The following is a 25,763-nucleotide window of genomic DNA, read 5'->3' on the forward strand; positions in this document are numbered from 1 at the left end:
TTATAGGGTTGGTGACCGTGCTGATCGTGCTGCCGCCGTCCGAGGGCAAGGCGCGGGAGGGCAGCGGCCCGCCCGTCGGCGAGCTGTCCTTCCCCGCGCTCGACCGGGCCCGCAAGCGGGTCGTCTCCGCGCTGGTCAAGGCGTCGAGGCGGCGCGACGCGCTCGACGTGCTCGGCCTGACCCCCGGGCTCGCCTCGGAGCTCGCGGCCAACGTCGCGCTCAGGACCGCCCCCACCCTGCCCGCCGCCCGGCTCTACACCGGCGTCCTGTACGACAACCTGGGCCTCACCACGCTCGACGCGGGCGCGGCGCGGCGGGCCGAGGAGTCGGTGCTGATCTTCTCCGGGCTGTGGGGCGTGCTGCGCGTCACCGACATGGTGCCGCCGTACCGGCTGTCCATGGGGGTCAGCCTGCCGCCGCTCGGCGGGCTGGCGGCGTTCTGGAAGCCGTTCGTCGCGAAGGAGCTCGACCGGCTGCCCGGCCTGGTGGTGGACCTGCGCTCGGCGACGTACGCCGCCGCCTGGCAGCCGGGCGAGCGCGCCGTCGGGGTGCGCGTGTTCAGGCACGGCAAGGTCGTCAGCCACATGGCGAAGGCCACGCGCGGCGAGATCGCGAGGGCGCTGCTCGTGTCGGGCGCCGACCCGGCCACCCCCGACGAGCTGGCCACCGTGCTCAAGGACCTCGGCCACGACGTCACCCTGGCCCCGCCGCCCCGTCCCGGCCGCCCCTGGACTCTCGACGTCGCCGTCACCTGACCCACGCTCCACACCGGGACGCCACCCGCACGCAGACCACTCAAAGCGCCACTTCGCGCTGATGTCCAGGCAGGGAGGCGGTTGAAAAGGCCGCCGGCGCGCTGAGGCCCAGGCGTGGAGGCTGCTCAAGGGCGCCGCCCGCGCTGGTGGCCGAGCGGCGCGCCCGCCGGGCCCCGGTGCGCGTCGCCGGACGGCGCGCAGGCGCCGGACGACCCGTTCCGCCCGCCCGACGGCGCGGGCCCGGCCGCGGAGGCGCGGGACTGCGCCGGAGGGGGCTCCGAGGGAACCTGCGCGTGAGACGCGCCGGCGCGGCTGATCGGCAACCGGTACCGGGTCACCTCCGGGATGCGGCCCGCGCGGCAACGCCTACCGCGCCGCCGACCCCTCGGGCCGGCCGGTCGTCGTCAAGGAGGCGCGCGCCTATGTCGGGGAGAACCCCGAGGGTTGGGACCTGCGCATGTACCTGCACGCCGCCCGGCCTGGCGATGCCGGCCCAGGCGGGGACGCCGCTGAAGGTGACGCCGCCCCGCGGCGGCGGGTGGAAGCGGCACCGCCCCGCACGGGTGGTGGAAGCGGCGCCGCCCCGCGCCGGAGGTCCGGGCGGGGCGGTGGGACGGCTGAGTGGCGGCCCGAGCGGGCCGCCCGTCAGTCGAGGTAGTCGCGGAGCACCTGGGAACGCGACGGGTGGCGCAGCTTGGACATCGTCTTCGACTCGATCTGCCGGATGCGCTCGCGCGTCACGCCGTAGACCTTGCCGATCTCGTCGAGCGTCTTCGGCTGCCCGTCGGTGAGGCCGAACCGCATCGACACGACGCCCGCCTCGCGTTCCGACAACGTGTCGAGAACGGAGTGCAGCTGCTCCTGCAGCAGCGTGAAGCTGACGGCGTCGGCCGGGACGATGGCCTCGGAGTCCTCGATGAGGTCGCCGAACTCGCTGTCGCCCTCCTCACCCAGCGGGGTGTGCAGGGAGATGGGCTCGCGGCCGTACTTCTGGACCTCGACGACCTTCTCGGGCGTCATGTCCAGCTCGCGGGCGAGCTCCTCCGGCGTGGGCTCGCGGCCGAGGTCCTGCAGCATCTGCCGCTGGACGCGGGCCAGCTTGTTGATCACCTCGACCATGTGGACCGGGATGCGGATGGTCCGCGCCTGGTCGGCCATGGCACGCGTGATCGCCTGCCGGATCCACCACGTGGCGTACGTCGAGAACTTGTAGCCCTTGGTGTAGTCGAACTTCTCCACGGCCCTGATGAGGCCCAGGTTGCCTTCCTGGATCAGGTCGAGGAAGAGCATGCCGCGGCCGGTGTAGCGCTTGGCCAGCGAGACCACGAGCCGGAGGTTGGCCTCCAGCAGGTGGTTCTTGGCGCGGCGGCCGTCCTCGGCGATCCACTCCAGCTCGGCGCGCACGTCGACCGGGAGGGTGTCGGTCTCGGAGCCGCCCAGCTGCTCCTCGGCGAACAGGCCGGCCTCGATGCGCTTGGCCAGCTCGACCTCCTGCTCGGCGTTGAGCAGGGGGACCTTGCCGATCTGCTTGAGGTAGTCCTTGACCGGGTCGGCGGTCGCGCCGGCGGCGGCGACCTGGGCGACGGGGGCGTCGTCGTCGTCGTCGGAGAGGATGAGGACTTCGTCCTCGACCTTCTCCGCCACGGCGACCTCGGCGGCCTTGGGCTCGTCGTCGTCGCTGTCGTCGTCGGAGTCGTCGCCGTCCTCGACATCGTCGGCGACGATGTCCTCGACGTCGATGTCCTCGAGGTCGTCCAGCTCGACGTCGCCGTCGAGCTCGATGTCCTCGTCGTCGTCGACGCCCTCGGCCGGCTTCGGCTTGGTGTCGGCAGGCCCAGCGCTCTTCGGCTCGGCCTTCTTCGGCGCGGCGGGGGCCGCGGCCTTCTTGGCCGCCGGGGCGGCCTTCTTGGCTGGGGCCGCCTTCTTGGCGGCGGGCTCGGCTTCAGCGGTGCCGACGACCGCGGTCACGGTCTCGGGCTGCTGCTCCTTGGCGGCCGCGGCCGTCTTGGTCTTGACGGGGGCGGCAGTGCGGCGCTTTGCTGGACCACGAGACTTCTTCGGCGCAGCCGAATCCGCGGCGGTCACCACCACGGTCACGCCCTCTTTGCTGAGGTTCCGCAAGAACGCGGCGGCGTGCGACATGGGGATGTCCGCCTCCTCGAAGGCCTGACGGACATCCTCAGACTCGAGGAAACCCTGCGAGCGCCCACGCTCGAGCAGTCGCTGAATGACGGGCTCGTTCAGCTCTTGTGGCTTCGAGCGAGTCGAACTTGCAGGCGACACGAACACCTCTCGAACGAACGCGTGGCGACAATGGACCCAGATGCCCGCTGGGGGGCTGTTGCCTCTCTCGGAGATCGGTGAGGCCGTGCGGATCGCGACGGACCTGCACAGCATTCTGGCACGACCTCGCACTCCATACGGCCACCTCCCGGCGGTTGACCTCCACCCTAGGCCGACGAAGACAGTAGTGCGTACGGAAGGGCGGCACTGATACCCGAAAGCAACCCTTATGACTGTTTCATTCAGTCACTCTTCGTGACCGGCGGTACGTGGATAGCGAGCGCGGTAACGTCATCATCCTGTTCATATCCCGACAACATCCGGTCAACCAGGAAGTCCAGCAGCATATGCGGACTACTCACCACCTCAGGCGGCGCTTCAGTCACAACATTGCAAAGGTCTGCGAGACCTGCGTCCAGCCCGCGTTTCCTGTTCTCGACCAGACCGTCGGAGTACAGCACGGCGGTGTGACCCGGCGGCACCACGAAGCGGAACTGCCGCCTGCTGGTCGGCCAGCCGAGCGGCGTGCCCGGCTCGGCGTCGCACAGGATCGCGGTGCCCTGCGGCGAGACCAGCACGGGCGGCGGGTGACCCGCCATCGCCAGCGTGCCCTCGCCGGTGACCGGCTCGACCACCATGTACGCCAGCGTCGTGACCTGCTCTTCCTCCTCGGTCGCCTCGAAGACCCTGTCGAGCCCGGTGAGCACGGCCGCGGGCGGCGGGTTGGTCAGCGCCAGCGCGCGCATCGCGTTGCGGATGCGGCCCATGCCGGCGGCGGCCTTGACGCCCTTGCCCATGACGTCGCCGACGACCGCGGCCACGCGGCCGTCCTGCAGCACGAACGCGTCGTACCAGTCGCCGCCCACCTGGACGTGGCGGCTGCCCGAGCGGAAGCGCTGCGCGAGCACCAGGCCCTTGACCACGGGCAGGCGGTCGGGCAGCAGGCTGCGCTGCAGCGTCTCGGCGGTGCGGTGCTCGCGCTCGAAGAGCGTGGCCCGCTCCACGGCCAGGGCGCACTGCCCGGCCAGGGCCTCCAGGAAGACGCCGTCCTCCTGCGAGATCTTCTGCGGACGGGTGAAGGAGAAGCGCAGCGCGCCGAGCGCGCGGCCGGCGGCCAGCAGCGGCAGGCCGACCCAGGCCCGCTCGTCGCTGTTGGCGAGGTAGTTGGCGAGCACCTCCTCGTCGCCGCCCGCCTCCAGGAGCTGCGCCTTCAGGCTGTCGGGCGACTCGGCGAAGACCGGCCTGCGGCTGTTGACGGCCATGGTCATGACGCTCGTGCTGGCTAGCGGGATCTCCTCGCCGGACGCGCCGGACGCCTCGGGGATGCCCTCGCCGCTGATCAGCTTGAGCGCGGCGCGGTCGGTGTCGAGGAGCGCGACCGCGGACCGGTCGGCGGCGAGCGCGGTGCGGCCGACGTCGATGATGACCTGCACCACCTGCTCGACCGTCAGCGCCTCGGCCAGGATCGCCGTGGCGCCCTGCAGCCTGGCGGTGCGCAGGGCGGCGGCGCCGAGCTGGTCGGTGAGCCTGCCGCGCATCTCCTCGGCCTCGCGCTGCGGCGTGACGTCGGTGTTGGCGCCGACCCACTCCACGACCCTGCCGTGCCTGATGATCGGGACGGCGCGCACCTCGAAGTGGCGGTAGCCGCTGGCCCGGGTGCGGACGCGGTAGTTCCACTCGAACATCGTCCGGCCGCGCAGCGCCTCGCGCCAGGCCTCCTCGGTCTGCTGGCGCTCCTCGGGGTGGACGACCTCCAGCCAGCCGTTGGCGAGGTACTCCTCGAGCCCCTGGCCGGTGATGGCGCGCCACTGCGGCGCGTCCTCCAGCACGGCGCCGGTGGGCGAGGTGATCCAGACGAGCTGGGACTGCGCCTCGACCAGCGAGCGGTAGCGCTCCTCGCTGCGCCGCAGCGCCTCCTCGGTCTGGCGGCTCTCGGTGACGTCGAGCCCGACGAGCGCGATGGCGCGCAGCGCGCCCGCGTCGTCGTGGACCGGCGAGAACGACAGCGACCAGTGCCTCGTGTCGCCTTCGGCGGAGCGCACCCTGACCCTGCTCTCGGTCACCGGCGCGTCGCCCTCGACCACGGCCTGCAGGGCGTGGGTGATGATCTGGCTGAGGTCGGCGGCCAGCACCTCGGCGGGCGCGTGCCCGGTCAGGCGGTCGGCGGGCACGTTGACGACGTCGCTGAAGACGTCGTTGACCCGCTGGAAGCGGGTCTCGGAGTCGAAGAACGCGAACGCGAACTCAGCCTCCGACAGCAGACCCCTGAACAGGGCGGAGTCTGAGATGTCCACATCCGACTCCCGGGGACGGGGAACGGAGGTCTCGGCGCTCATGGTCGGCACCTCCGTCGCGTGCCAGGGTCTCCCACGCGGCACATCTCCATAACTGTGTATCGGCGTAGCGCAGCTCCGGGCGACCGGATTCTGCAGTACATCATCGGCGATGGGCATGCGCGTACGGAAGCCCCCGCCGCCGCCCGGTCGTCATTGAGGTCAACGCATCCTGTCAAAGTAGCTCCACGTCGCGCAGCAAGATCAGGCTACTGCGCCTTCGCCGCGCGCTTGGCCTCCTGCTTGGCGGCACGCACGCGGCCCAGGCTGTCGGCGTCGACGACGTCGGCGACCGATCGGTACGACCCCTCCTCACCGTAGGGGCCCGCCGCCTCGCGCCAGCCGGGCGGCGTGACCCCGAGCTGCTTGCCCAGCAGCGCCAGGAAGATCTGGGCCTTCTGCCTGCCGTATCCCGGCAGGGCCTGCAGACGTTTCAGCAACTCCTTGCCGTCGGCGGCGTCCTCCCAGATGCGCTCAGGCCGCCCGTCGTAGTGCTCGGCGAGGTGGGCGGCGAGCTGCTGCACCCTGGCGGCCATGGACTTGGGGTAGCGGTGCACGGCCGGCTTCTGCGCGAGCAGCGCCGCGAACGCGTCGGGATCGAAGGAGGCGATCTCCTCGGCCGTGAGGTCGTGCCCGAGCCGTTCGGAGATGGTGTACGGCCCCGTGAACGCCTGCTCCATCGGGATCTGCTGGTCGAGCAGCATGCCGACGAGCAGGGCGAGCGGGCTGCGGCCGAGCAGCTCGTCGGCCTCGCTCCGCTGGGCGAGCTGGATGCGCATGGGATACAGCTTCGCATGAATGGCCCCCTCGTGAGGTGAGCACGACGGCCGAACCGTTCCGCCGGAGCGCTTGACACACGCCGGAGAAGGGGTGAAATGAGAGCGCAAGTCTCCCTGTAGACGTTCCTGGGGGTTTGCCCCCAGGGTTCCCGAGGAATCTCACATCTATGCTCGCTCTGGCCACAAGCTCCCTCAGGGAGCCGGTCAGTCTCAGGCTGGCCGAGGAATTCCTGACCGTGCCCGTGGACACCATCGACCGGTGCGTGGCCGACGTCCGCGCCTGCGCGCGGCACCTCGGCGTCGCGGCGACGCCGGAGGTCGTCGAGCGCATCGCGCGCGAACGCCTGCTCGCGATCGTGAACTCCGCCCCTCCCCCGCGCACTCCCCGATAACATCGGGGTCACCGGGCGGCGTTCTACGCACCGTTTGCGCCTGGAATACGAGAGAGTGAGGGCGTGCGCCGACACCGACGAGATCCCCGGGAGAGCACCCCGCCAGACGACGTGTTCAAGGAGATGGTGCAGGCGGCCCGCGAGCTGCTGGCCGTGCGCAGCCCTCTCGACGCCGAGCTGATGGTCTCCGACATGGTCGGCGCCTGGTGGGGCAGGCGCGTCAGGAGCGGGGACGTCGAGCAGGTGCTCGGTGAGGGGCTGGTCGACTACGCGGCGAAGGCAGGCACCCCCGCGTCGCTGACGTTACTCATCTGCCTGGCCTACCTCGGCACCGCTCGCCAGGGCGCCAAGGCCGAGGGCGCCGCGCTCGCCATGATGGAGTCGGGCGTGGCGCGGCCCGGGTGGGCCGACAGGGTGGGCGCGGTCAAGCCCGCCGGATGTTACGTCTCCCGCGACGCGTACGGCGACCAGGACACCGTGATCTGCACCTTCGCCTACCGCTACGGCGACGGCGGCGAGCAGGGCACCGACCGGCACGCGCTGGTCGTGGTCGTCGACTACAACATGAACGGCATGGCCCGCGACGCCTGGGTGTCGTCGCAGGTGGACAAGCTGATCGAACAGGCCAGGGCCGAGGCGGCGGGCAACCCCATGCTGCTGTTCGAGGAGATCGAGCCGCAGCAGGCCAGGGCGCTGCTCGACTCGGCGATGAAGGCCACCAGGGAGCCCAAGACCCCGCCTCCCGTCAGCGACAGCTACAGCGCCTACCACGCCTTCGCCAGGGCGAGGCTGAAGGCGCTGCCGCCGGGGCGCAAGCGGCCCGCGCCGCTGCACATCGAGGCCCCGTACAGCAGGGAGCGGCGGGCCATGCTGGCGGCCGAGTTCCTCGCGTCCGACGCCGCCGAGCACCTGTCCGACCCTTCGGCGGCCTCGCGCTGCGCCGACCACATCATCGAGTACGGCTGCGAGCGCGACTTCGGCAGGCCGCTGCGGGTCAGCCCCACCAAGTGTGAGACGTTCCTGCTCGACTGGCTGCCGCGCAAGGTGATGCTGAGCATGGCCGAGCAGGAGGCGATGCCGCACGTCCTGTCGGCGTGGGCGCGTTTCGCCGCGCACCGCACCGGGCTGCCCGAGCAGGGGCTGAAGGCCACGCTCGACGCGGTGTGGGAGGCCACGGCGAAGTTCCCCGAGGCGTACCGCGACCCGACGTCGTTCGGCCTCGACCGGCCGCTGCTGGAGCGCCTGCTGCCCGACGGCGACCTGTCGGCGCTGGCCAGGCGCGTCTTCGCGTTCCCGTACCTGCAGGGCACGCACGGCGGCGTCGAGCTGGACAAGCTCAACCCGGCAGACGAGGCCGACAGGCGGATCCTGCTGGAGATCGACCACGACGGCGTCATCGACCAGGAGCACCTGGCCTGGCACGAGGAGATCGCCACCCGGCTGTGGGAGGGCGACCCGCCGCAGCTGTGGGAGGCCGCGCAGCGGCTGCTCGACCTCGGCCACGACCGCCACGACGTGCTGCACGTCCTCATCGAGATCGCCGAGCGCATCGGCGGCGACCCCGACGAGCTGGCCGCGGCGCTCGACGACATCGCCGACATCCCCGACGAGATCTGACCGGTCCCGTCGCGCGGCGCCCCAGGTCAGGCCATGATGGACGTATGGTGATGGACCTCAACGCGGACCTCGGCGAGGACTTCGGCGTCTGGCGGCTCGGCGACAGCCTCGCCCTGCTCGACATCATCACCAGCGCGAACGTCGCCTGCGGCTTCCACGCGGGCGACCCGCTGACGATCAGGCGCACGTGCGCGGCGGCGGTCGACCGGGGCGTGTCGATCGGCGCCCAGGTGTCCTACCACGACCTCGCGCACTTCGGCCGCAGGGAGATGGACGTCGAGCCCGAGGAGCTGTGCGCCGAGGTGCTCTACCAGCTCGCGGCCGTCGACGGCATCGCCAGGGCGATGGGCGGCCGGGTCTCGTACGTCAAGCCGCACGGGGCGCTGTACAACCGGATCTGCCGCGACCCCGAGCAGGCCGCGGCCGTGGTCGAGGCGGTCGCCCACTACGACCCGTCGCTGCCGGTGCTCACGCTGCCCGGGTCGGTCGTGCACGCGGTGGCGGCCGAGGCGGGCGTCACGACGGTGTGCGAGGCGTTCGCCGACCGGGCGTACACGCCCCGGGGCACGCTGGTGCCGCGGCGCGAGCCGGGAGCGGTGATCCACGAACCGTCGGCGGTGTCCGCGCGGGCGCTGCAGATGGCGGTGAAGGGCTCGGTGACCGCGATCGACGGCAGCCTGGTGCCGGTGACGGCGCGCTCCATCTGCGTCCACGGCGACACGCCCGACGCGGTGCGGCTGGCGCGCGCGGTGCGCGACGACCTGCTGGCGGCGGGCGTGTCCCTGCGGGCGTTCGCGTGAGCGCCGTCCGCGCGGCCGGCGAGCACGGCCTGCTCGTCGAGACCGGCTCCCTCGCCCTGTCGCACCGGCTCGACGCCGCGCTGCGCGCCGACCTGCCCGACGGCGTCGTGGAGATCGTCCCCGGGCCGGAGACGGTCCTGGTGGTGGCGCCGGGGGCCGACCGGGCGCGGCTGCGCGCCCGCCTCCTGCGTGAGCTGCGGCGTGACGGGGGCGGCGGGCCCGTGGCGTCCGGCCCGGAGGTGGTGACGGTCCCCGTCGTCTACGACGGCGCCGACCTCGACGCCGTGGCGGAGCTCGCGGGCATCTCCACCGACGAGGTGATCGCCAGGCACACGGCGAGCGAGCTGGTGGTGGGGTGGCTGGGGTTCGCCCCCGGGTTCGCCTACCTCACGGGGCTCGACCCGCGGCTGCACGTCCCCCGGCTGGGCACGCCGCGCACGTCGGTGCCCGCCGGTTCCGTGGCGATCGCGGGGCCGTACTCGGCGATCTACCCGACGGCCTCCCCCGGCGGCTGGCGCCTGCTCGGGCACACCACGCTGCGCACCTGGGACGTCGCCTGCGACCCGCCCACGCCGTTCAGCCCCGGCACGCGCGTACGGCTCGAAGCCGCATGATCGAGGTCATCGCCCCCGGCCCGTACGCGACCGTCCAGGACCTCGGGCGGCCCGGCTACGCGCACCTGGGGGTGCCGAGGTCGGGCGCGGCCGACGCGGCGAGCCTGCGGCTGGCCAACCGGCTCGTCGGCAACCCCGAGGGCGCGGCGGGCGTCGAGCTGACCTTCGGTCTGGCGCGCCTGCTCTTCCGCGCGGGCGCGTGGGTGGCGCTCACCGGGGCGCCCTGCCCGGTGCCCGGCGTGCGGGGCGCGGGCATGGGCGTGGCGTTCTGGGTGTCCGCCGGGGCCGAGCTGCGGCTCGGCTCGCCGGAGTGGGGGCTGCGCACCTATCTGGCCGTACGCGGCGGCGTCGCCGTCGAGCCGGTGCTCGGCAGCCGCTCCACCGACTCCCTGTCGGGGCTGGGCCCGGCGCCGCTGCGTCCGGGGACGGTGCTGCCCGTCGGCCCCGCCGCGCACGGCGTCCCCGCCGACCAGGCGCCGCCGCCGGAGCGGCGCCCGCCGGTGCTGCGGCTGGTGCCGGGGCCGCGCGACGACTGGTTCGCGCCGGGCGCCCTCGGGGCGCTGTGCTCGGAGCCGTACGAGGTGAGCCAGGACAGCAACCGGGTCGGCGTGCGGCTGCGCGGCCCCTCCCCGGCGCGGGCCAGGGAGGGCGAGCTGCCCAGCGAGGGCATGGTCACCGGGGCGGTGCAGGTGCCGCCGGGCGGCCAGCCGATCGTCTTCCTCGCCGACCACCCGCCGACGGGCGGCTACCCGGTGATCGGCGTGGTGCGCGAGGCGGACCTGGCGGTCGCCGCGCAGCTACGGCCCGGCGACCGGGTGCGGTTCACCACGCGTCCTCTCCCCTGACCCGGCTGATCACCGGTGCGCCCGCCCGCGACGTCGAGGCGGGAACGTGCCGCGCGGTCTCCCCGACGTCCGTCTTCCTGCGCATATAGATGCCGAAGATAGGGATTCCTCCCTACCTTCCTGTCGGTGGCGATGGATACGCTCCTGGCTGGTTCGTCGATCGGGAGGCCGGAGTGCGGGGCAAGAGCGCGCGGGTGTGGCTGCCGGGGTTCCTGGCCCTGGCCGCCATCTGGGGCAACAGCTTCTTCTTCATCAAGGTGGCGGTGGGGGCGCTGCACCCGCTCCAGGTGTCGTTCGGGCGGATGGCGGTCGGCGCGGCCGTGCTGCTCCTCGCGCTCGCCGTCACGCGCAGGCCGCTGCCGCGCGACCCGCGCCTGTGGCTGCACTTCCAGATCGCCTCGGTGGTGCTCACCACCCTGCCGTTCACCCTGTTCGCGTACGGCGAGCAGTACGTCTCCTCCGTCGTCGCCGCCATCTGGAACGCCACCACCCCGCTGTGCACGCTCGCCTTCACCCTGCTGCTGCGCGCCGAGAAGCCGAACGCCGGACGGATGACCGGGCTCGGGCTGGGGTTCGCGGGCGTCATGGTGGTGCTCGGCGTGTGGCAGCCGATGGCGGGCGGGCAGCTCGGCGGCAGCCTCGCCTGCTTCGGAGCGGCCCTGTGCTACGGCGTGGGCGGGGCGTACATGGGGCGCTTCATCACGGGGCGGCGCGGCGAGCCCGCGGTCGTGCTGGCGGCGGGCCAGCTCCTCACGGGGGCGGCGCAGCTCGCCGTCATCACGCTGGTCGCCGGGGTGCCGCTGGTGGACACCGCCGCGCCCGCCGAGGTCTGGTGGAGCATGCTGGCGCTCGGCGGGCTCGGCACGGGGCTGGCGTACCTGCTGCTGTACTGGGTGCAGGCGCGGGCGGGCGTGACGACCACCTCGACCGTGACGTACCTGCTGCCGGTGTTCGCGGTGCTGTCCGGGGTGGCGGTGCTGGGCGAGACGATCACCTGGAACCAGCCGGTGGGCGCGCTGATCATCCTGGCGGCCATCGCGCTGACGCAGGGCGCGGTGCGCCTGGGCGGGAAGCGCGCGGCGGCCGCGTCGCTGTCCTGACCTCAGGAGCCGGACGGCGGGCGGCGGCGGGTCGCGGGCTTCCTCCTTCCGGCGACCAGGGTGTCGCCCGGCGCGGGGGCGCTCTCCGCGACGGCCTCCCGGGGCCCGCCGCGGTCGCCGCCGGCGTCCTCACCGTCCTTCTCGCCGTCCTCCTCGCGGGGGTCCTCACCCGGGAGGAGCGGCCGCGGATGCGGCGCCGTGTCCGCCGCGTCCTTCCGCGCGGTGTCCAGCGGCGGTCCGGCCGCCCGGGACGCCGGTGGGGCGTCGGGGTCGCGCAGGGCGGCGATGACGCGGTCGGCCTCGGCGTCCGCCGCGAACTCGCCCGCCGCCTCCGACTCCCTGCGCCTGATCACCACGAGGTGGTCGGCCGACAGCCGCCCCGCCCCCACCACGGCCAGCAGGACGGACGCGACGCCGAGCAGGATGAGCTCGTTCAGGCTGATGGGGTTGACCGGCGGGGCGACGAGGAACACCCCCAGCGCCTCGGCGAACAGGACGAGCCCGGTGACCGACACCGCGAGCCCGGCGACGAGCAGCGCGCCGCCCACGAGCTCGGAGAGCATCGTCACGGTGGCCCACGCGCCCGGCGCGGGCGCGCCCTGCGCTTGGAACCGCGCGCCGGTGTCCTTGAGGCCGTCCTCCAGCTTGGTCCAGCCGTTGGCGAAGACGATGCCGCCCACGCCCAGGCGGGCGACTAACGCGGCGAGGTCGTGGAGGGCCCTTCTCACGCTACAGATCTGCCCCCTTCGTGCCGGGGCACACCTTCAGTCGCGGTTGAGCAGCATGGCGACGGCGACGGCGGTCAGGCCGAGCAGCACGACGCTGACGGCCACGGTGGTGTGCAGGGCGTTGACGAAGGCCCAGCGGGCGGCGTCGAGCAGCGCGTTGCCGGTGCTGCCGCCGATCTTGTCGGCGACGTGGGCGGCTCCGGCGAGCGACTGCCTGGCCTTGTCCATGCCGCCCGCGGGCACGCCGGGGACGGCGGGCAGGGCGGGTGCGTACGCGAGCGTGGTGATGGTGCCGAGCACGGCCACGCCGAGTCCGGCGCCGAGCTCGTACGCGGTCTCCTCGATGGCGGCCGCGCCGCCCGCCTGCGACTCGGGGGCCGCCGCCATGATCGTGTCGGAGGCGGCGAGCAGCGCCACCTGCACGCCGAACCCGATGCCGACGAAGCAGACCGACAGCATCACGGGGTGGGCCTCGACGCCCCAGCCCAGGGTGGGGGTGAGGGAGAGGGCGACCAGGCCGAGGCCGCCGCTCATGGTGACCCGCATGCCGATCCTCGGCAGGATGTGCGCCGCCGCGAGGCCGCCGGTGATGGCCGACAGGACGAGCGGCAGCATCCTGAGCGCAGCGCGCACGGGGCTGTCGCCGAGGACGAGCTGGAGGTACTGGGCGAGCATGAGCTGGAGCCCGACCAGCGCGAACACGCCGAGCATGACGCCCGCGACGCCCGTGGTGAAGGCGCGGCTGCGGAACAGGCGGATCTCCAGCAGCGGGGTCTCCAGCCTGGTCTGCCTGCGGAAGAACGCCACGAGCAGCCCGGCCCCCGCCAGGAACACGAGGACGGACGACCAGAACGGCATGAGGGTGCCGGATCCCGCCTCCTTCAGCCCGAAGGCCAGGGCGAGGAGGCCGAACACGGACAGGGCGGCGCTGACGCCGTCCCAGGGCCGGTCGCGGCGCCGCTCCGACTCGGGCAGCAGCCTGGCGGCGGCGGGCAGCAGCACGAGCAGGATGGGCACGTTGACGAGGAAGACGGCGCCCCACCACAGGTGGCTGACGAGGACGCCGCCGACGAGGGGGCCGACGGCGGCGCCCGCGGCGGCGACGGCGCTCCACACGCCGAGCGCGACGGCGCGCTCGCGGCGGTCGGTGAAGACCTGGCGGATGAGCGAGAGGGTGGCCGGCATGATCATGGCGCCGCCGACACCGAGCAGCGCCCTGGCCAGGATGAGGGTGAGCGGGGTCGGGGCGAACGCGGCCGCGGCGGAGGCGAGCCCGAACAGCACGAAGCCGCCCAGCACCAGGCGTTTGCGCCCGTACTTGTCGCCCAGCGTGCCGAACATGATCAGCAGCGGGGCCACGACGAGGGAGTAGACGTCGATGATCCACAGGAGCTGGACCGAGGTCGGCTCCAGCGCGGCGGTGAGCGCGGGCACCGCGATGTGGAGTACGGTGGCGTCCACCGTGATCAGCAGCAGGGCCAGGCACAGCAGCGCCAGGACCGACCAGCGGTTGTGGTGGTGCTCCCGATCGGCACGCCGCCGCGGGGGTGCGGCCTGTGTGACGGTCATGGGCCTCCTCGCAGGCCGATCCGTTCGCAGGGCCCGCACGTGCAGTTGATCGGCCGGATCGGAACCGGCGGCTCGAAGCGCCGCGCCCTTCCCGAACGCTCCCGGCTTGCGTGGCAGCTTAGGCCATGTGCCGGGCTCGGTATAGCGGTATCGCCTGATCCGCGGCCGCCCGCACCACTCTGGTGCGTTATGGACATATAACCCGATCCATCCCCCTGCTCGGTCCACGGGACCGCAGGAAGGGGCGCCCACGAGCGCCGACGCCCCCGGGCCCGCCCGGCACCCGCGGGCCCGGGGGACACGCCGGCGTGCCGGTCAGCCCCACCTGGCGTGTCAGGTCCGCCCAATCGCGGTCATGGTGCGGTATAACCGGGGGCGGACCGGGGAGGCGTGATGCGTGAGTCCGACAGGGCCCAGGCGGCGGGGCGGGCCGCCGCGCGGGATCTGTTCGAGCGGGTGCGGCTGCGGTACTTCCAGCTCCCCCCTGCCACCCGGCGGGTCATCTACGTCGTCCTCCTCATCGCCACGCTCGGCGTCGGCGCGGCGCTCGGCTGGGACCTGCTGAAGACGTTCCCCGTCACGCTGGCCGTGCTCGGCTTCGTCGCGCTGACCCTGCGCTTCCCGCGCGCCGCCGCCACCGTGCTCGTGGTGGCCGGATGGTACGCGCTGATGCCGCTGTTCTCCGCGCTCTTCCCCCCCGGGTCGCCCGCCCTGCACCTGCTGCTCGCGCTGTCGCTGCCGGTGGCCGCCGCCGCCCACCTCATCCGCTGGGTCACGCCGTGGGTCACCACGCTGCTCGCGCTGGCGCCCGCCGGGATCCTGGCCGCCGCCATCTCCCCCGTCTCGCCGTCGGCCGCGGTCTGGGTCGCCTGCGCCGCCGCCGCGGCCGTGCTCGGCCACCGCTTCGTCCTGGCCCGCAGGGCGCGCGCCCGGACCGCGGTCGAGGAGCAGGTACGCGTACGGGTCCGCGAGGGCAGGCCCGAGCAGGCGCAGGACAAGGCCGCCGCGCCGCCGCAGATCTCCGTCGAGGAGGCGCTGGGCGAGCTGGAGAGCATGATCGGCCTCGCGCCCGTCAAGGAGCAGGTGCGCTCGATCGCGGCCTCCATCGAGGCGTCCAGGCTGCGGGCCGAGGCCGGTTACACCGCCGAACGGCCCACCCGTCACTTCGTCTTCGTCGGGCCTCCCGGCACGGGCAAGACCAGCGTCGCCCGCGCGCTGGCCAAGATCTTCTACGCGTTCGGGCTGCTGGAGACGCCGTACGTGGTGGAGGCGCAGCGGGCCGACCTGGTCGGCGAGTTCCTGGGCGCCACCGCGATCAAGACGAACGAGCTGGTCGACCGCGCGCTCGGCGGCGTGCTGTTCATCGACGAGGCGTACGGGCTGGTCAACTCCTCCGACGGGCAACCCGACCGGTTCGGCGCGGAGGCCGTGCAGACGCTGCTCAAGCGGGCCGAGGACGACCGCGACAGGCTCATCATCATCCTCGCCGGATACGAGCAGGAGATGAGCGGCTTCCTGTCGAGCAACCCGGGCCTGGCCAGCAGGTTCGCCACGCGGGTGCGCTTCCCCACCTACTCCCCCGCCGAGCTGGCCGAGATCACCGACCTGCTCCAGCGCCGCAGGGGCGACAGGATGGCCCCCGACACCCGGCGCGCGCTGCTCGGCCTGTTCGAGGACGTCCACCGCCGCGGCCTGGTCGACGAGCTGGGCAACGCGCGTTTCGCCCGCAGCCTGGTCGAGGCGGCCGCGCAGGCGCGCGACGTGCGCGTGGTGGGCGCGGGCGGCACGCCCACCACCGAGGACCTCGTCACCACCACCGCGCCCGATGTCACCAAGGCCTTCGACGAGCTGACCGCCCGTTTCCGCGGCTACGTGGCCACGCCCACGCTGGAGGAGGCGCTGGCCGACCTCGACGGCATGGCGGGCCTCGCCCCGGTCAAGCGGCAGGTCCACGCCATCGCCGCCCAGCTCCAGGTGGCGCGGATGCGGCAGGAGCGCGGGCTGCCGACGCCGCCGCAGACGCGGCACTTCGTCTTCGTCGGCCCGCCGGGCACGGGCAAGACCACCGTGGCCAGGGTGGTGGGCCGGGTGTTCGCCGCGCTGGGGCTGCTGGCCAGGCCCGACGTCGTCGAGGCGCACCGGGCCGACCTGGTCGGCCAGCACCTGGGCGCCACCGCGATCAAGACGAACGAGCTGGTCGACCGCGCGCTCGGCGGCGTGCTGTTCATCGACGAGGCCTACAGCCTGGTCAACCCCGGCTACGCGGGCGGCGACGCGTTCGGTGCCGAGGCCGTGCAGACCCTGCTCAAGCGGGCCGAGGACGACCGCGACAGGCTCGTCGTCGTCCTCGCGGGCTACGAACGCGAGATGGACGCCTTCCTCGCCACCAACCCGGGCCTGGCCAGCAGGTTCAACCAGCGGGTCGCCTTCCCCAGCTACTCGCCGGCGGAGCTGTCGGAGATCGCCGTGCTGCTGGCGGGCAAGGCCGGCGACCGCTTCGACGACGAGGCGCTGCGCGACCTCGACGAGGTGTTCACCTGGGTCTGCGAGGAGCGCCTGATCGACGGGCTGGGCAACGGCAGGTTCGCCAGGTCGCTGTTCGAGCGGGCCGCGATGCGGCGCGACGTCAGGCTGGCCGCCCTCGCCGCGCGCGGCGCCTCCGCCAGCTCGGCCGAGCTGACGACGATCACCAGCGAGGACGTCCGCACCGCCGTGGACGAGCTTTCCGGCCGCTGACGCCGTCCCTCTTCCATCCCTCTTCTCCGGTTGCGTGCGCCAAGCCGGTGGCATGGTGTAGCAATATGGCTACACCGCGTGCGCGTCGGAGGGAGGGCGATGGCGGGGTTCCTGGCCCGCAGGCTGCTCAGCTACGTGGTGCTCGTCGCCGTCGCCGCCAGCCTCGCCTACCTGCTCGCCGCCGTCGCGCTCGACCCGCGCTCCAACTACGCCGACCGCACGCCCAAGCCGCCTCCCGGGGTCGTCGACGCCCAGCTCACCGCGCTCAACCTGAACGACAAGACGCCGCTGCTGCAGCGCTACGCCGTGTGGGCGGGCGGCGTGGTGCGCGGCGACTTCGGCAAGACCGTCACGGGCGCCTCCGTGAACGACGACCTGGCGCGGCGGATGGGGGTGACGTTCCGTCTCATCCTGCTGGGGCTGGTCTTCGGGAGCCTGCTCGGCGTGGCGGTCGGCGCGTACGCGGCCGTCAGGCAGTACGGCTGGTTCGACCGGCTGTCGGCCGGCCTGTCGTTCCTGGTGCTCGCGGTGCCGGTCGTGGTGCTCGCGAACATGCTGATCCTGCTCGCGTCCTGGGCCAACGACAACCTCTTCGGCACCCAGGTGTTCCTGGTCAGCGGCGAGTACACCGGCGGGCTGGAGGCCGGGTTCTGGGGGCAGCTGCTCGACCGGCTGCAGCACCTCGTCCTGCCCACGGTGTCGCTGTCGCTGGGGCTGACCGCGGTGTTCTCCCGCTACCAGCGCAACATGATGCTGGACGTGCTCGGCGCCGACTTCCTGCGCACGGCCATGGCCAAGGGCCTGAGCAGGCGCAGGGCGCTCGTCACGCACGGGCTGCGCACCGCGCTGATCCCGGTGGTCACCTACTTCGCGTTCACGTTCGGCGTCCTGCTCACCGGGGCCACGTTCACCGAGAAGATCTTCGGCTGGCACGGGCTGGGCGAGCAGCTCATCAACTCGATCTTCACCAACGACGTCAACACGGTGGCGGCCATCTCGCTCCTCGCGGCGGTGGCGGTGCTGTTCGCCGCGCTCGCGGCCGACCTGCTGCACGCCGCCCTCGATCCCAGGGTGCGCGCCTGATGACGCTCTCGGGCGAGGAGCTCGCCGAGGAGGCGGTGCGCGACGTCGCGCCGCCGTCGCGGCTGCGCGTGGTCACGCGCAGGTTCTTCGCCTCCACGCAGGGCCGCATCGGGTTCGCCGTGCTGGCGCTGATGTTCCTGCTGGCGTTCGCGGGGCCGCTGTTCACCCCGTGGTCGTACACCGACAAGGACTTCACGGCCTTCATGCAGCCGCCGTCGGCCACCCACTGGTTCGGCACGCTGCAGACCGGCTCGGACGTGTTCGCGGTGACCCTGCGCGGCATGCAGAAGTCGCTCGTGGTGGGCCTGCTGGCGGCGCTGGTGTCCACGGCGCTGGCGGCCCTCGTGGGCGCCTTCGCGGGCTACTTCTCCGGCTGGACGGACCGGTGGCTGAGCTGGGTGACCGACCTGCTGCTCGTGCTGCCCGCGTTCCTCATCCTGGCGATCATGTCGCCGCTGTTCGGCGCCGGGCAGTGGGTGCTGTTCGTCGTCATGCTGGCGCTGTTCCTGTGGATGGTCACGTCCAAGATCGTCAGGGGCATGACGATCTCGCTGAAGCAGCGGGAGTACATCCAGGCCGCGAGGTTCATGGGCGTGCCGCCGGTACGCATCATCGCCCGCCACGTCCTGCCGAACCTGTCGTCGCTGCTCATCGTCGACGCCACGCTCAACGTCAGCGCGGCCATCCTCACCGAGACGTCGCTGTCGTACTTCGGCTTCGGCATCCAGCCGCCCGACGTGTCGTTCGGCACGCTCATCGCCGACGGCTCCAGGACGGCGGTGTACGCGCCGTGGACGTTCTGGTTCGTCGCCGGGCTGCTGGTCGTCACCGTGCTCGCGGTCAACCTCGTCGGCGACGCGCTGCGCGACGCGTTCGACCCGGGCGCCAAGGGGCGGCGATGACCCCGGTGCTGCAGGTGACCGACCTGACCGTGTCCTTCGGCGACGTACGGGCCGTGCGCGGCGTGAGCCTGGAGGTGAGCCGGGGCGAGGTGCTCGGCGTCGTCGGCGAGTCGGGCTCCGGCAAGTCGGTCACCGCGGCGGCGGTCATGGGGCTGCTGCCGCCCGGCGCCCGCGTCGGCGGGTCGGTGCGGCTGCACGGCAAGGAGCTGCTCGGCGCGCCGGAGCGGGAGCTGACGGCGCTGCGCGGCAAGACCGTCTCCATGGTGTTCCAGGACCCTCTGTCCGCGCTGACCCCCGTCTACCGGGTGGGCGACCAGATCGCCGAGGCGGTGCGCGTCCACCGCAGGGTGGGCAAGGAGGCGGCGGCCGTGCGGGCGGTCGAGCTGCTCGACCTCGTCGGCATCCCGCGGCCGGGCGAGCGGGCGGCGGCGTTCCCGCACGAGTTCTCCGGCGGCATGCGGCAGCGCGTGATGATCGCCATGGCCATCGCCAACGACCCCGACGTGATCATCTGCGACGAGCCGACCACGGCGCTCGACGTCACCATCCAGGCGCAGGTGCTGGAGGTGCTGAAGAAGGCGCAGCGCGAGACGGGCGCGGCGATCGTCCTGATCACGCACGACCTGGGGGTCGTCGCCGGTTTCGCGGACCGCGTGCTGGTGATGTACGCGGGGCGCCCGGTCGAGGTGGGCTCGGTCGACGACATCTTCTACCGGCCGCGCATGCCGTACACGGTGGGGCTGCTCGCCTCGCTCCCGCGGATCGACCGCGGCGAGCGGCAGCCGCTCGTGCCGATCGAGGGCAACCCTCCCGCCCCCGGCGCGCTGCCTCCGGGGTGCCCGTTCGCGCCGCGCTGCCCGCTGCACGTCGAGGCGTGCGACGAGGGCGAGCCGCCGCTGTTCGAGGTGGGCCCGGGGCAGCGGGCCGCGTGCATCCGCTGGGAGGAGGTGCGGCCCTGGGCGCCCGGCCAGCGCACCGGCGACGAGACGGGGCTCTGGCCGGCCGGGCGGCACGCCGGCGAGGAGGCGCGGCCGTGGGCGGCGGGGCGGCACGCGGGCGAGGCGGGGCGTGCCCGGGCGCGTGGCCGGCACGAGGCGGGGGCCCGGCCCCTTCGCACCGTGCTGGAGGTCGAGAACCTGGTCAAGGAGTACCCCCTGATGCGCGGGGCGGTGTTCAAGCACCGGGTCGGCACCGTCCACGCCGTCGCCGGGGTCAGCTTCGACCTGCGCGAGGGCGAGACGCTGGGCCTGGTCGGCGAGTCGGGCAGCGGCAAGACCACCACGCTCATGCAGATCCTGGAGCTCGCCGCGCCGCAGGAGGGCCGCGTCACCGTGCTGGGCCGCGACACCGCCCGGCTCGGCCGCGCCGACAGCACCGCGATCAGGCGCGACATGCAGGTCGTCTTCCAGGACCCCCTCGCCTCGCTCGACCCGCGCATGACCGTCCACGACATCGTCGCCGAGCCGCTGCGCGCGCACGGCCTGCCCGCCTCGGGGCGGCGCGTCGCCGAACTGCTCACCCTGGTGGGCCTCGACCCCTCGCACGCCGCCCGCTACCCCCAGGACTTCTCCGGCGGCCAGCGCCAGCGCGTCGCCATCGCGAGGGCCCTCGCCCTCGAACCCAGGCTCCTGGTGCTGGACGAGCCGGTCTCCGCGCTGGACGTGTCCATCAGGGCCGGGGTGATCAACCTGCTCGCGTCGCTGAAGGCCCGGCTGGGGCTGTCGTACCTGTTCGTCGCGCACGATCTCGCCGTCGTCCGGCACATCGCCGACCGGGTGGCGGTGATGCACCTCGGCAAGATCGCCGAGATCGGCCAGGTCGACGCCGTGTACGACGCCCCGGCCCACCCGTACACGCAATCCCTGCTGTCGGCGATCCCCGTGCCCGACCCGGCGCGGGAGCGGACACGTACCCGGATCCTGCTCGAAGGCGATCTCCCCAGCCCCGCCGACCCTCCGTCGGGCTGCCGTTTCCGTACGCGCTGCCCCAAGTTCCGCTCCGAGCTCACCGACGAGGAGCGGGAGGCCTGCGTCACCGTCGAGCCCGAGGTCCTGCCCGTGGGCGCGGACCAGGGGGCGGCCTGCCACTACGCCGAGAGGCGCGACGTCGTAAGACCTGGAGGAATCGTCCGATGAAAGCATCACGTCTGGCCGTGGGAGCCGCCCTGGCCTGCTCGCTGGCGCTCGCGGGCTGCGGCGGGGCGCGGCCCGGGGGCACCGGCGCGCCCGGCACCGAAGGCGCGCAGCAGTCGCCGCAGCTCAAGTCCTTCGACATCAACCTCCAGCCGCGCGAGAGGGTCAAGGACGGCGGCACGCTGCGGTGGGGCATCAACGAGTTCCCCACGCAGTGGAACAGGAACCACGTCGACGGCAACCTCGCGGTGGCCGCCGTCGTGAGCAACGCGCTGCTGCCCGCGCCGTTCCTGTCGAACGAGAAGGCGGAGATCTCGGTCAACCACGACTACCTGCTCGACGCGAAGATCACGGCGCGGCGTCCCAAGCAGGTGGTGACGTACACGCTGAACCCGAAGGCCAGGTGGTCCGACGGCAAGCCGATCACCTGGGTGGACTACCAGGCGCAGTGGCAGGCGCTGAACGGGAGGAATCCCGCGTACCGGATCGTCACCTCCACCGGCTACCAGGACATCGAGAAGGTCGCGCGGGGGCGCGACGACCACGAGGTGGTGGTGACGTTCGCCCGGCCGTTCGGCGACTGGCAGTCGCTGTTCGGCCCGCTGCTGCCGGCGAGCACGAACCGGTCGCCCGAGGCGTTCAACACGGCCTGGCTGAACAAGATCCCGGTGACGGCGGGGCCGTTCAAGTTCCAGTCGTTCGACCAGACGGCCAAGACCATCACGATCGTGCGCGACGACCGGTGGTGGGGCGACAGGGCCAAGCTCGACCGGATCATCTACCGGGCCTCCGAGCAGGACTCCCTCATCGGGGCGTTCGCGAACGGCGAGCTCGACCTCATCGACATCGGGCCCTCGGCCCCCGACTACGCGCGGGCCAAGTCCACGCCCGGGGCGCAGATGCGCCAGGCGGCGGGCCCCGACTTCCGCCACTTCACCTTCAACGGCTCCAGTGAGCTGCTGAAGGACGTGAAGGTGCGCCAGGCCATCCAGCTCGGCATCAATCGGCAGGCCATCGCGCAGTCCGACCTGCAGGGGCTCGACTGGCCGATCACGCTGCTCAACAACCACTTCTTCATGAACACCCAGGAGGGCTACCAGGACAACGCGGGCGACCTCGGCGTGTACGACCCGCAGCGGGCCAGGCAGATGCTCGACGCGGCGGGCTGGAAGCTGAACGGGGCGGTCCGCCAGAAGGGGGGCAAGCAGCTCGCGCTGCGGTTCGTTGTGCCGTCGGGGCTGCAGATCAGCAAGGCCGAGGGGGAGCTGGCACAGAGCATGCTCTCCCAGATCGGGGTGAAGCTGACGATCCAGGCGGTGCCGAGCGACGACTTCTTCACCAAGTACGTCATCCCCGGCAACTTCGACATCACGCCGTTTGCCTACATTGGTACGCCATTTCCGGTTTCGAGTAGTTATGGGATTTATGCGAACTCGCCGGACGGGAAGACGTGGAACGCGAACTTCGGGCGTACCGGGTCGGCCCAGATCGACGACGCGATGAACCAGGCCGGGCAGAATCTCGACCTGGCCCAGGCCAGGGCCGAGACCAACGAGGCCGACAGGCTGATCTGGCCGCTGGTCAACGTGCTGCCGCTCTACCAGCGCCCGCAGAACGTCGCGGCCAGGCAGACGCTAGCGAACGTCGGGGCGCGCGGCTTCTACGACCTGCGTTACCAGGACATCGGCTTCACCGCCTGACGGAGACGGCCTTCACCGCCGGGTCCGCCCCACCCCCCGACCTACCTCGGCCGGATCGCCCGGGGGTGCGGTTCAGGGGCGGCGCGGCCTGTCGGGAGGCTCGGGGGTGTCCGGGGCCGGAAGTGTCGGCGGGGTGCGGTAGAAGTGTCGGCGTGACCACGCATCTCACCTGGCCGCAGATCCTCTCCTGGCGGCTGCGCAGGCAGTACGTGAGCGACCCCGGCGGGCCCGGCCCCGTCGAGGTCGCGCGGCGGCTGTGCGGCGTGCAGGCCCAGGTCGCCTCGTCCGCCCAGCTCGCGGTCGCGATCAGGAGCGCGGCGCCCGACCCCGGTGCGATCGACAGGGCCCTGTGGGCCGAGCGCACGCTGGCCAAGACGTGGGTCATGCGCGGCACGCTCCACCTGGTCCCGTCCGACCAGCTCCCCGACTACTGCGCGGCGCTCGGCACGCTGCGGTTCTGGGAGAAGGGCTCGTGGCAGCGCGGCCACGGAGTGACCGCGGCCGAGATCGAGGCGATCATCGACACGGTCCCGAAGGTGCTCGGCGAGACCCCGCTGACGCGCGAGGAGCTGGTCGAGGCGGTGGTCGACGCCACCGGCGACGCGCATCTGCGCGAGGCGCTCACCTCCGGCTGGGGGGCGCTGCTCAAGCCGCTCAGCCGGCTGGGCGAGCTGTGCTACGGGCCGCCGCGGGAGGGCCGGGTGACGTTCACCTCGCCCCGGGCGTGGCTGCCCGGCTGGCCCGCCGAGCCGCCGCCGCAGGAGGAGGCGGGGGTGCGGCTGGCCCGCGCCTTCCTGGGCGCGCACGGGCCCGCGACGCCGGAGATGTTCGACGGGTGGCTGTTCGGCGGCGTGGCGCGCAAGGCCGTGCTCAGGGGCTGGTTCCGCGACCTCGGCCCCGAGCTGACCGAGGTGCGCACCGACGACGGTCAGACGCTGCTCGCCCTGACCGAGCACCTCGACGACCTCGCCGGCGCCCGGCCGTCCGACGCGGTGCACCTGCTGCCCGGCTTCGACCAGTACGTCCTGGCCGCGCCGCGCGGGCTCACCCCGCTGCTTCCGGCCGAGCTGAAGCCCAAGGTCAGCAGGCAGGCGGGCTGGATCTCCCCGGTGGTGGTCCACCGGGGCCGGGTGGCGGGCGTCTGGGAGGCGAAGGGCGGCGAGATCACGTACGAGCTGGGGGCGGACGTCCCCCGGCAGCTGCTCGACGCCGCCGCCGCACGCCTGCGCCCCCTGCTCACCCGCTGACCGCCGCGCGCCTGCGCCTCCTGCTCAGGCGCTGAGCGCCGCGCCCGCGCCCCCTGCTCCCCCGGTGACCGGCGTCCGGCGCGTCAGGTGGCCGAGCCCGCCATGACGCGGTCGACGATGCCTTTCGTGCCCTCCTGGCGGGCGCAGTGGGCGCAGCAGTACCAGTGGTCGCCGGCCTGCACGCCGTGCCCGATGACCTTGGTGCCGCAGTGCTCGCAGATCGGCGCCATGGCCTCGATCGCGCACTGGAAGCAGTCGAACGTGTGCACCGCCCCCTGCGCGCGCACCTCGAACGCCATGTCGTAGTCGTTGCCGCAGGTCTCGCAGACGGCCATGGTGGTCTCCCTCGCTGTCGGTCCGCCGACGGGGATACCCGGTTCCACGGCCCGCCTTTCCCAATGAATCGCCATATTCACGCCTTATCGCCACCGTCCCTGCCTACGACTACAAACCGGGCCACGAGCGGGAGGGCGAGCAGGCCGAGGGCGGCGAGGGCGGCGGGCAGGCCGATCCACGCGCTCAGCCCCGCCACCAGCAGCGGGCTGACGACGAACCCCGTGTACGACACCGTCGAGACGCCCCACACCAGCGTGCCCGTGGGGTCGTCGGCGGCGGAGCGGCTGAGCAGGGCGGGCACCAGCGGCCCGAGGGCCAGCCCGGTCAGCGCGAAGCCCGCCAGCGCCACCGCCACGTTCCCGGAGAGCCCGGCCAGGGCGATCCCGGCGGCCCCGCCGAGGCCCGCGACGGGGTACAGGACGCGGACCGGCAGGCGCGGCAGCGCCTGCGCGGCGATCCTCCCCACGGTGAGCGCCGCCATGTACACAGCCGGCGCGGCGCTGGCGACCAGCGGAGTCGCGCCGCGGTGGTCCTCCAGCAGCAGCACCGACCACTGCTCGACGGCGTTCTCGATGATGAGCACGCCCGCCATCAGGGCGCCCAGCACGAGCGCGAGCCCCCACAGGGCGCGCCGGTCGCCGTCGCGCGCGGGGACGGGTGGGACGCCGCCGGCGGGCAGGGCGGCCAGCGGCAGCACCGATACCAGGACGACGGCGGCGACCGCCGCGAGGACGGCCGTCACACCGAGGCCGAGCGAGCGGGCCAGTCCGGTGGCGGGCGCCGCGACGATCACCGCCACCGGGAAGGCGGCGTGGACGAGCTGGAACAGCCGCCGCCCGCTCTCCCGTTCCGCGCGCCCCGTGGCGAGGTTGAGCGCGATGTCCAGCGCGCCGCTGGCGGCGCCGAGCACCAGCAGCGCCAGCCCGAGCAGGGGAGCGGACGGGACGAACCCGAGACAGCCGACGCAGCCGGCGAACGCGGCGGCGCTCCCGGCCAGGGCGGCCCGCTCGCGCCCCCTGAACAGCCGGCCGGCGAGCGCCATGGCGGGCAGCGCCCCCACCGGGACCATGCTGAGGGCGAGACCGAGGTCCGCGGCGGAGACACCGAGCTGCTGCTTGACGGCAGGAAGCAGCGCCGACCAGGAGCCCCAGAACAGGCCCCAGGCCGCGCAGACCACGATGAGCGGCATTCCCCGACCCCTCTTGAAATTTCGGTTAACACTCAGCCAAGATCGTCGTTGTCCTTAAATATCCTGCCGAAAGGGAAGCGCATGCTCACCCGAACGGTCGTCGCGGCGGCCCTGGCTGCCGCCGGTGTCGCCGCCGTCCCATCCTCCGCCTACGCCGCCTCGGCCGCCTACACGCCCGAGCGGATCTGCGGGCCCGGCTTCCACCGGGTGCAGGACGGCCACCGCGCGATGACCACCAGGGACGGCGCGGTGTTCGGGCACGTCTACCTCATGTACAGCAAGAGCGCCGGCAAGAACTGCGTGGCCGCGATCAAGAGCGCCTACGCCGGCGCCAAGACCGTGACCGGGGCGTACCTGGAGGTGAAGGGCGGGGGCCGGTCGGAGGACGCGCAGCGGTACCGGTACTTCGCCGAGACCGGGCACCTGGACGGGAGCTGGAAGTGCGTGAAGTACGCCGGCTGGACCCGCGACCCTGACAACCGCGTCGAGGCGTGGGGCGGCCGCAAGTCGTGGGGCAACTGCCGCGGCTGACACGCGCCGCCCAACGGCCGAGGGACGGCCGCCGCACCTGACCCTCCAGGCCCGAGGAGCGACTGCCGACGCCCGTCCGGCCGGCCCGTACT

At 73.0% G+C, this 25,763-nt stretch carries 21 protein-coding genes; 14 read left to right on the forward strand and 7 right to left on the reverse strand.

Translation table 11 applies throughout. The features are described 5' to 3' along the window. Nucleotides 1–17 precede the first annotated feature (17 nt). Nucleotides 18–755 carry a YaaA family protein gene (locus BMX74_RS26510; RefSeq protein WP_091103575.1) on the forward strand — a complete coding sequence of 246 codons (738 nt, stop codon included), beginning with the start codon at nt 18–20 and terminating at the stop codon, nt 753–755. Nucleotides 756–1,400: 645 nt separating this feature from the next. Here BMX74_RS26510 and BMX74_RS26515 read toward each other — a convergent pair. From BMX74_RS26515 to BMX74_RS26525, 3 genes are all read right to left on the reverse strand, one after another. Next, on the reverse strand, nt 1,401–3,038 hold the full coding sequence (locus BMX74_RS26515; RefSeq protein WP_082535373.1) for an RNA polymerase sigma factor: 1,638 nt from the start codon (nt 3,036–3,038) through the stop codon (nt 1,401–1,403). A gap of 242 nt (nt 3,039–3,280) precedes the next feature. Next, nucleotides 3,281–5,374 (reverse strand): SpoIIE family protein phosphatase, encoded by a 2,094-nt coding sequence (locus BMX74_RS26520; RefSeq protein WP_091103465.1) that lies wholly within the window; start codon nt 5,372–5,374, stop codon nt 3,281–3,283. Nucleotides 5,375–5,580: 206 nt separating this feature from the next. Further along, the gene (locus BMX74_RS26525; RefSeq protein WP_055506135.1) at nt 5,581–6,150 is read right to left on the reverse strand and encodes an HhH-GPD-type base excision DNA repair protein; all 570 of its coding nucleotides are present in this window, start codon (nt 6,148–6,150) and stop codon (nt 5,581–5,583) included. 167 nt (nt 6,151–6,317) lie between these two features. Between BMX74_RS26525 and BMX74_RS26530 the strand changes: the two genes are divergently transcribed. The 6 genes from BMX74_RS26530 to BMX74_RS26555 all read left to right on the forward strand — a co-directional run bounded on the left by BMX74_RS26530 (nt 6,318) and on the right by BMX74_RS26555 (nt 11,518). Next, the gene (locus BMX74_RS26530; RefSeq protein WP_055506136.1) at nt 6,318–6,542 is read left to right on the forward strand and encodes a hypothetical protein; all 225 of its coding nucleotides are present in this window, start codon (nt 6,318–6,320) and stop codon (nt 6,540–6,542) included. 123 nt (nt 6,543–6,665) lie between these two features. Further along, entirely contained in the window at nt 6,666–8,159 is a 1,494-nt protein-coding gene (locus BMX74_RS26535) for a hypothetical protein (protein WP_055506364.1), read from the forward strand. Between the two features lie 44 nt (nt 8,160–8,203). Then, nucleotides 8,204–8,959, forward strand: a complete 756-nt coding sequence (locus BMX74_RS26540; RefSeq protein ID WP_055506137.1) for a LamB/YcsF family protein — start codon at nt 8,204–8,206, stop codon at nt 8,957–8,959. Then, nucleotides 8,956–9,573 (forward strand): 5-oxoprolinase subunit B family protein, encoded by a 618-nt coding sequence (locus tag BMX74_RS26545; RefSeq protein WP_055506138.1) that lies wholly within the window; start codon nt 8,956–8,958, stop codon nt 9,571–9,573. The genes BMX74_RS26540 and BMX74_RS26545 overlap by 4 nt, the downstream gene beginning before the upstream one ends. Then, nucleotides 9,570–10,418 carry a 5-oxoprolinase subunit C family protein gene (locus BMX74_RS26550; RefSeq protein ID WP_055506139.1) on the forward strand — a complete coding sequence of 283 codons (849 nt, stop codon included), beginning with the start codon at nt 9,570–9,572 and terminating at the stop codon, nt 10,416–10,418. Before BMX74_RS26545 ends, BMX74_RS26550 begins: the two co-directional genes overlap by 4 nt. A gap of 173 nt (nt 10,419–10,591) precedes the next feature. Next, on the forward strand, nt 10,592–11,518 hold the full coding sequence (locus BMX74_RS26555) for a DMT family transporter (protein ID WP_055506140.1): 927 nt from the start codon (nt 10,592–10,594) through the stop codon (nt 11,516–11,518). Nucleotides 11,519–11,520: 2 nt separating this feature from the next. Here the strand turns inward: BMX74_RS26555 and BMX74_RS26560 are convergent, their stop codons facing one another. Continuing rightward, nucleotides 11,521–12,246, reverse strand: a complete 726-nt coding sequence (locus tag BMX74_RS26560; protein WP_091103466.1) for a DoxX family protein — start codon at nt 12,244–12,246, stop codon at nt 11,521–11,523. A 36-nt stretch (nt 12,247–12,282) separates the two neighbouring features. After that, entirely contained in the window at nt 12,283–13,815 is a 1,533-nt protein-coding gene (locus tag BMX74_RS26565) for an MFS transporter (protein ID WP_063792232.1), read from the reverse strand. 393 nt (nt 13,816–14,208) lie between these two features. Between BMX74_RS26565 and BMX74_RS26570 the strand changes: the two genes are divergently transcribed. The 6 genes from BMX74_RS26570 (at nt 14,209) to BMX74_RS26595 (ending at nt 23,615) form a co-directional block, all read left to right on the forward strand. Continuing rightward, a complete protein-coding gene (locus BMX74_RS26570) occupies nt 14,209–16,551 on the forward strand; it encodes an AAA family ATPase (RefSeq protein ID WP_091103468.1) in 2,343 nt (780 codons plus the stop codon). A 99-nt stretch (nt 16,552–16,650) separates the two neighbouring features. Continuing rightward, nucleotides 16,651–17,634: an ABC transporter permease gene (locus tag BMX74_RS26575; RefSeq protein WP_091103469.1), complete on the forward strand. Its 984-nt coding sequence runs from the start codon at nt 16,651–16,653 to the stop codon at nt 17,632–17,634. Next, nucleotides 17,634–18,536, forward strand: a complete 903-nt coding sequence (locus tag BMX74_RS26580) for an ABC transporter permease (protein ID WP_055506144.1) — start codon at nt 17,634–17,636, stop codon at nt 18,534–18,536. The genes BMX74_RS26575 and BMX74_RS26580 overlap by 1 nt, the downstream gene beginning before the upstream one ends. Further along, a complete protein-coding gene (locus tag BMX74_RS26585) occupies nt 18,533–20,671 on the forward strand; it encodes a dipeptide ABC transporter ATP-binding protein (protein ID WP_091103471.1) in 2,139 nt (712 codons plus the stop codon). The genes BMX74_RS26580 and BMX74_RS26585 overlap by 4 nt, the downstream gene beginning before the upstream one ends. Then, nucleotides 20,668–22,368 carry an ABC transporter family substrate-binding protein gene (locus BMX74_RS26590; RefSeq protein WP_256257272.1) on the forward strand — a complete coding sequence of 567 codons (1,701 nt, stop codon included), beginning with the start codon at nt 20,668–20,670 and terminating at the stop codon, nt 22,366–22,368. The genes BMX74_RS26585 and BMX74_RS26590 overlap by 4 nt, the downstream gene beginning before the upstream one ends. Nucleotides 22,369–22,520: 152 nt before the next feature. After that, nucleotides 22,521–23,615 (forward strand): winged helix DNA-binding domain-containing protein, encoded by a 1,095-nt coding sequence (locus BMX74_RS26595; protein ID WP_091103473.1) that lies wholly within the window; start codon nt 22,521–22,523, stop codon nt 23,613–23,615. Nucleotides 23,616–23,698: 83 nt separating this feature from the next. Here BMX74_RS26595 and BMX74_RS26600 read toward each other — a convergent pair whose 3' ends face one another. Continuing rightward, nucleotides 23,699–23,950 (reverse strand): hypothetical protein, encoded by a 252-nt coding sequence (locus tag BMX74_RS26600; RefSeq protein ID WP_055506148.1) that lies wholly within the window; start codon nt 23,948–23,950, stop codon nt 23,699–23,701. A gap of 77 nt (nt 23,951–24,027) precedes the next feature. Further along, nucleotides 24,028–25,140 (reverse strand): MFS transporter, encoded by a 1,113-nt coding sequence (locus tag BMX74_RS26605; RefSeq protein WP_091103474.1) that lies wholly within the window; start codon nt 25,138–25,140, stop codon nt 24,028–24,030. A gap of 81 nt (nt 25,141–25,221) precedes the next feature. Between BMX74_RS26605 and BMX74_RS26610 the strand changes: the two genes are divergently transcribed. Then, nucleotides 25,222–25,671, forward strand: coding sequence for a hypothetical protein (locus BMX74_RS26610; protein ID WP_055506150.1), 450 nt, complete (start codon nt 25,222–25,224; stop codon nt 25,669–25,671). Nucleotides 25,672–25,763 lie beyond the last annotated feature (92 nt).

The sequence above is a fragment of the Nonomuraea pusilla genome (assembly GCF_900109355.1).
In the GTDB taxonomy this organism is placed as follows: Bacteria; Actinomycetota; Actinomycetes; order Streptosporangiales; family Streptosporangiaceae; genus Nonomuraea; species Nonomuraea pusilla.

Coding starts and splice junctions, on each gene's coding strand:
- BMX74_RS26570 (WP_091103468.1), top strand. CDS start 14,209: ATGCGTGAGTCCGACAGGGCCCAGGCGGCGGGGCGGGCCGCCGCGCGG.
- BMX74_RS26590 (WP_256257272.1), top strand. CDS start 20,668: ATGAAAGCATCACGTCTGGCCGTGGGAGCCGCCCTGGCCTGCTCGCTG.
- BMX74_RS26600 (WP_055506148.1), bottom strand. CDS start 23,950: ATGGCCGTCTGCGAGACCTGCGGCAACGACTACGACATGGCGTTCGAG.
- BMX74_RS26585 (WP_091103471.1), top strand. CDS start 18,533: ATGACCCCGGTGCTGCAGGTGACCGACCTGACCGTGTCCTTCGGCGAC.
- BMX74_RS26605 (WP_091103474.1), bottom strand. CDS start 25,140: ATGCCGCTCATCGTGGTCTGCGCGGCCTGGGGCCTGTTCTGGGGCTCC.
- BMX74_RS26535 (WP_055506364.1), top strand. CDS start 6,666: ATGGTGCAGGCGGCCCGCGAGCTGCTGGCCGTGCGCAGCCCTCTCGAC.
- BMX74_RS26580 (WP_055506144.1), top strand. CDS start 17,634: ATGACGCTCTCGGGCGAGGAGCTCGCCGAGGAGGCGGTGCGCGACGTC.
- BMX74_RS26525 (WP_055506135.1), bottom strand. CDS start 6,150: ATGCGCATCCAGCTCGCCCAGCGGAGCGAGGCCGACGAGCTGCTCGGC.
- BMX74_RS26550 (WP_055506139.1), top strand. CDS start 9,570: ATGATCGAGGTCATCGCCCCCGGCCCGTACGCGACCGTCCAGGACCTC.
- BMX74_RS26520 (WP_091103465.1), bottom strand. CDS start 5,374: ATGAGCGCCGAGACCTCCGTTCCCCGTCCCCGGGAGTCGGATGTGGAC.
- BMX74_RS26575 (WP_091103469.1), top strand. CDS start 16,651: ATGGCGGGGTTCCTGGCCCGCAGGCTGCTCAGCTACGTGGTGCTCGTC.
- BMX74_RS26540 (WP_055506137.1), top strand. CDS start 8,204: ATGGTGATGGACCTCAACGCGGACCTCGGCGAGGACTTCGGCGTCTGG.
- BMX74_RS26610 (WP_055506150.1), top strand. CDS start 25,222: ATGCTCACCCGAACGGTCGTCGCGGCGGCCCTGGCTGCCGCCGGTGTC.
- BMX74_RS26565 (WP_063792232.1), bottom strand. CDS start 13,815: ATGACCGTCACACAGGCCGCACCCCCGCGGCGGCGTGCCGATCGGGAG.
- BMX74_RS26530 (WP_055506136.1), top strand. CDS start 6,318: ATGCTCGCTCTGGCCACAAGCTCCCTCAGGGAGCCGGTCAGTCTCAGG.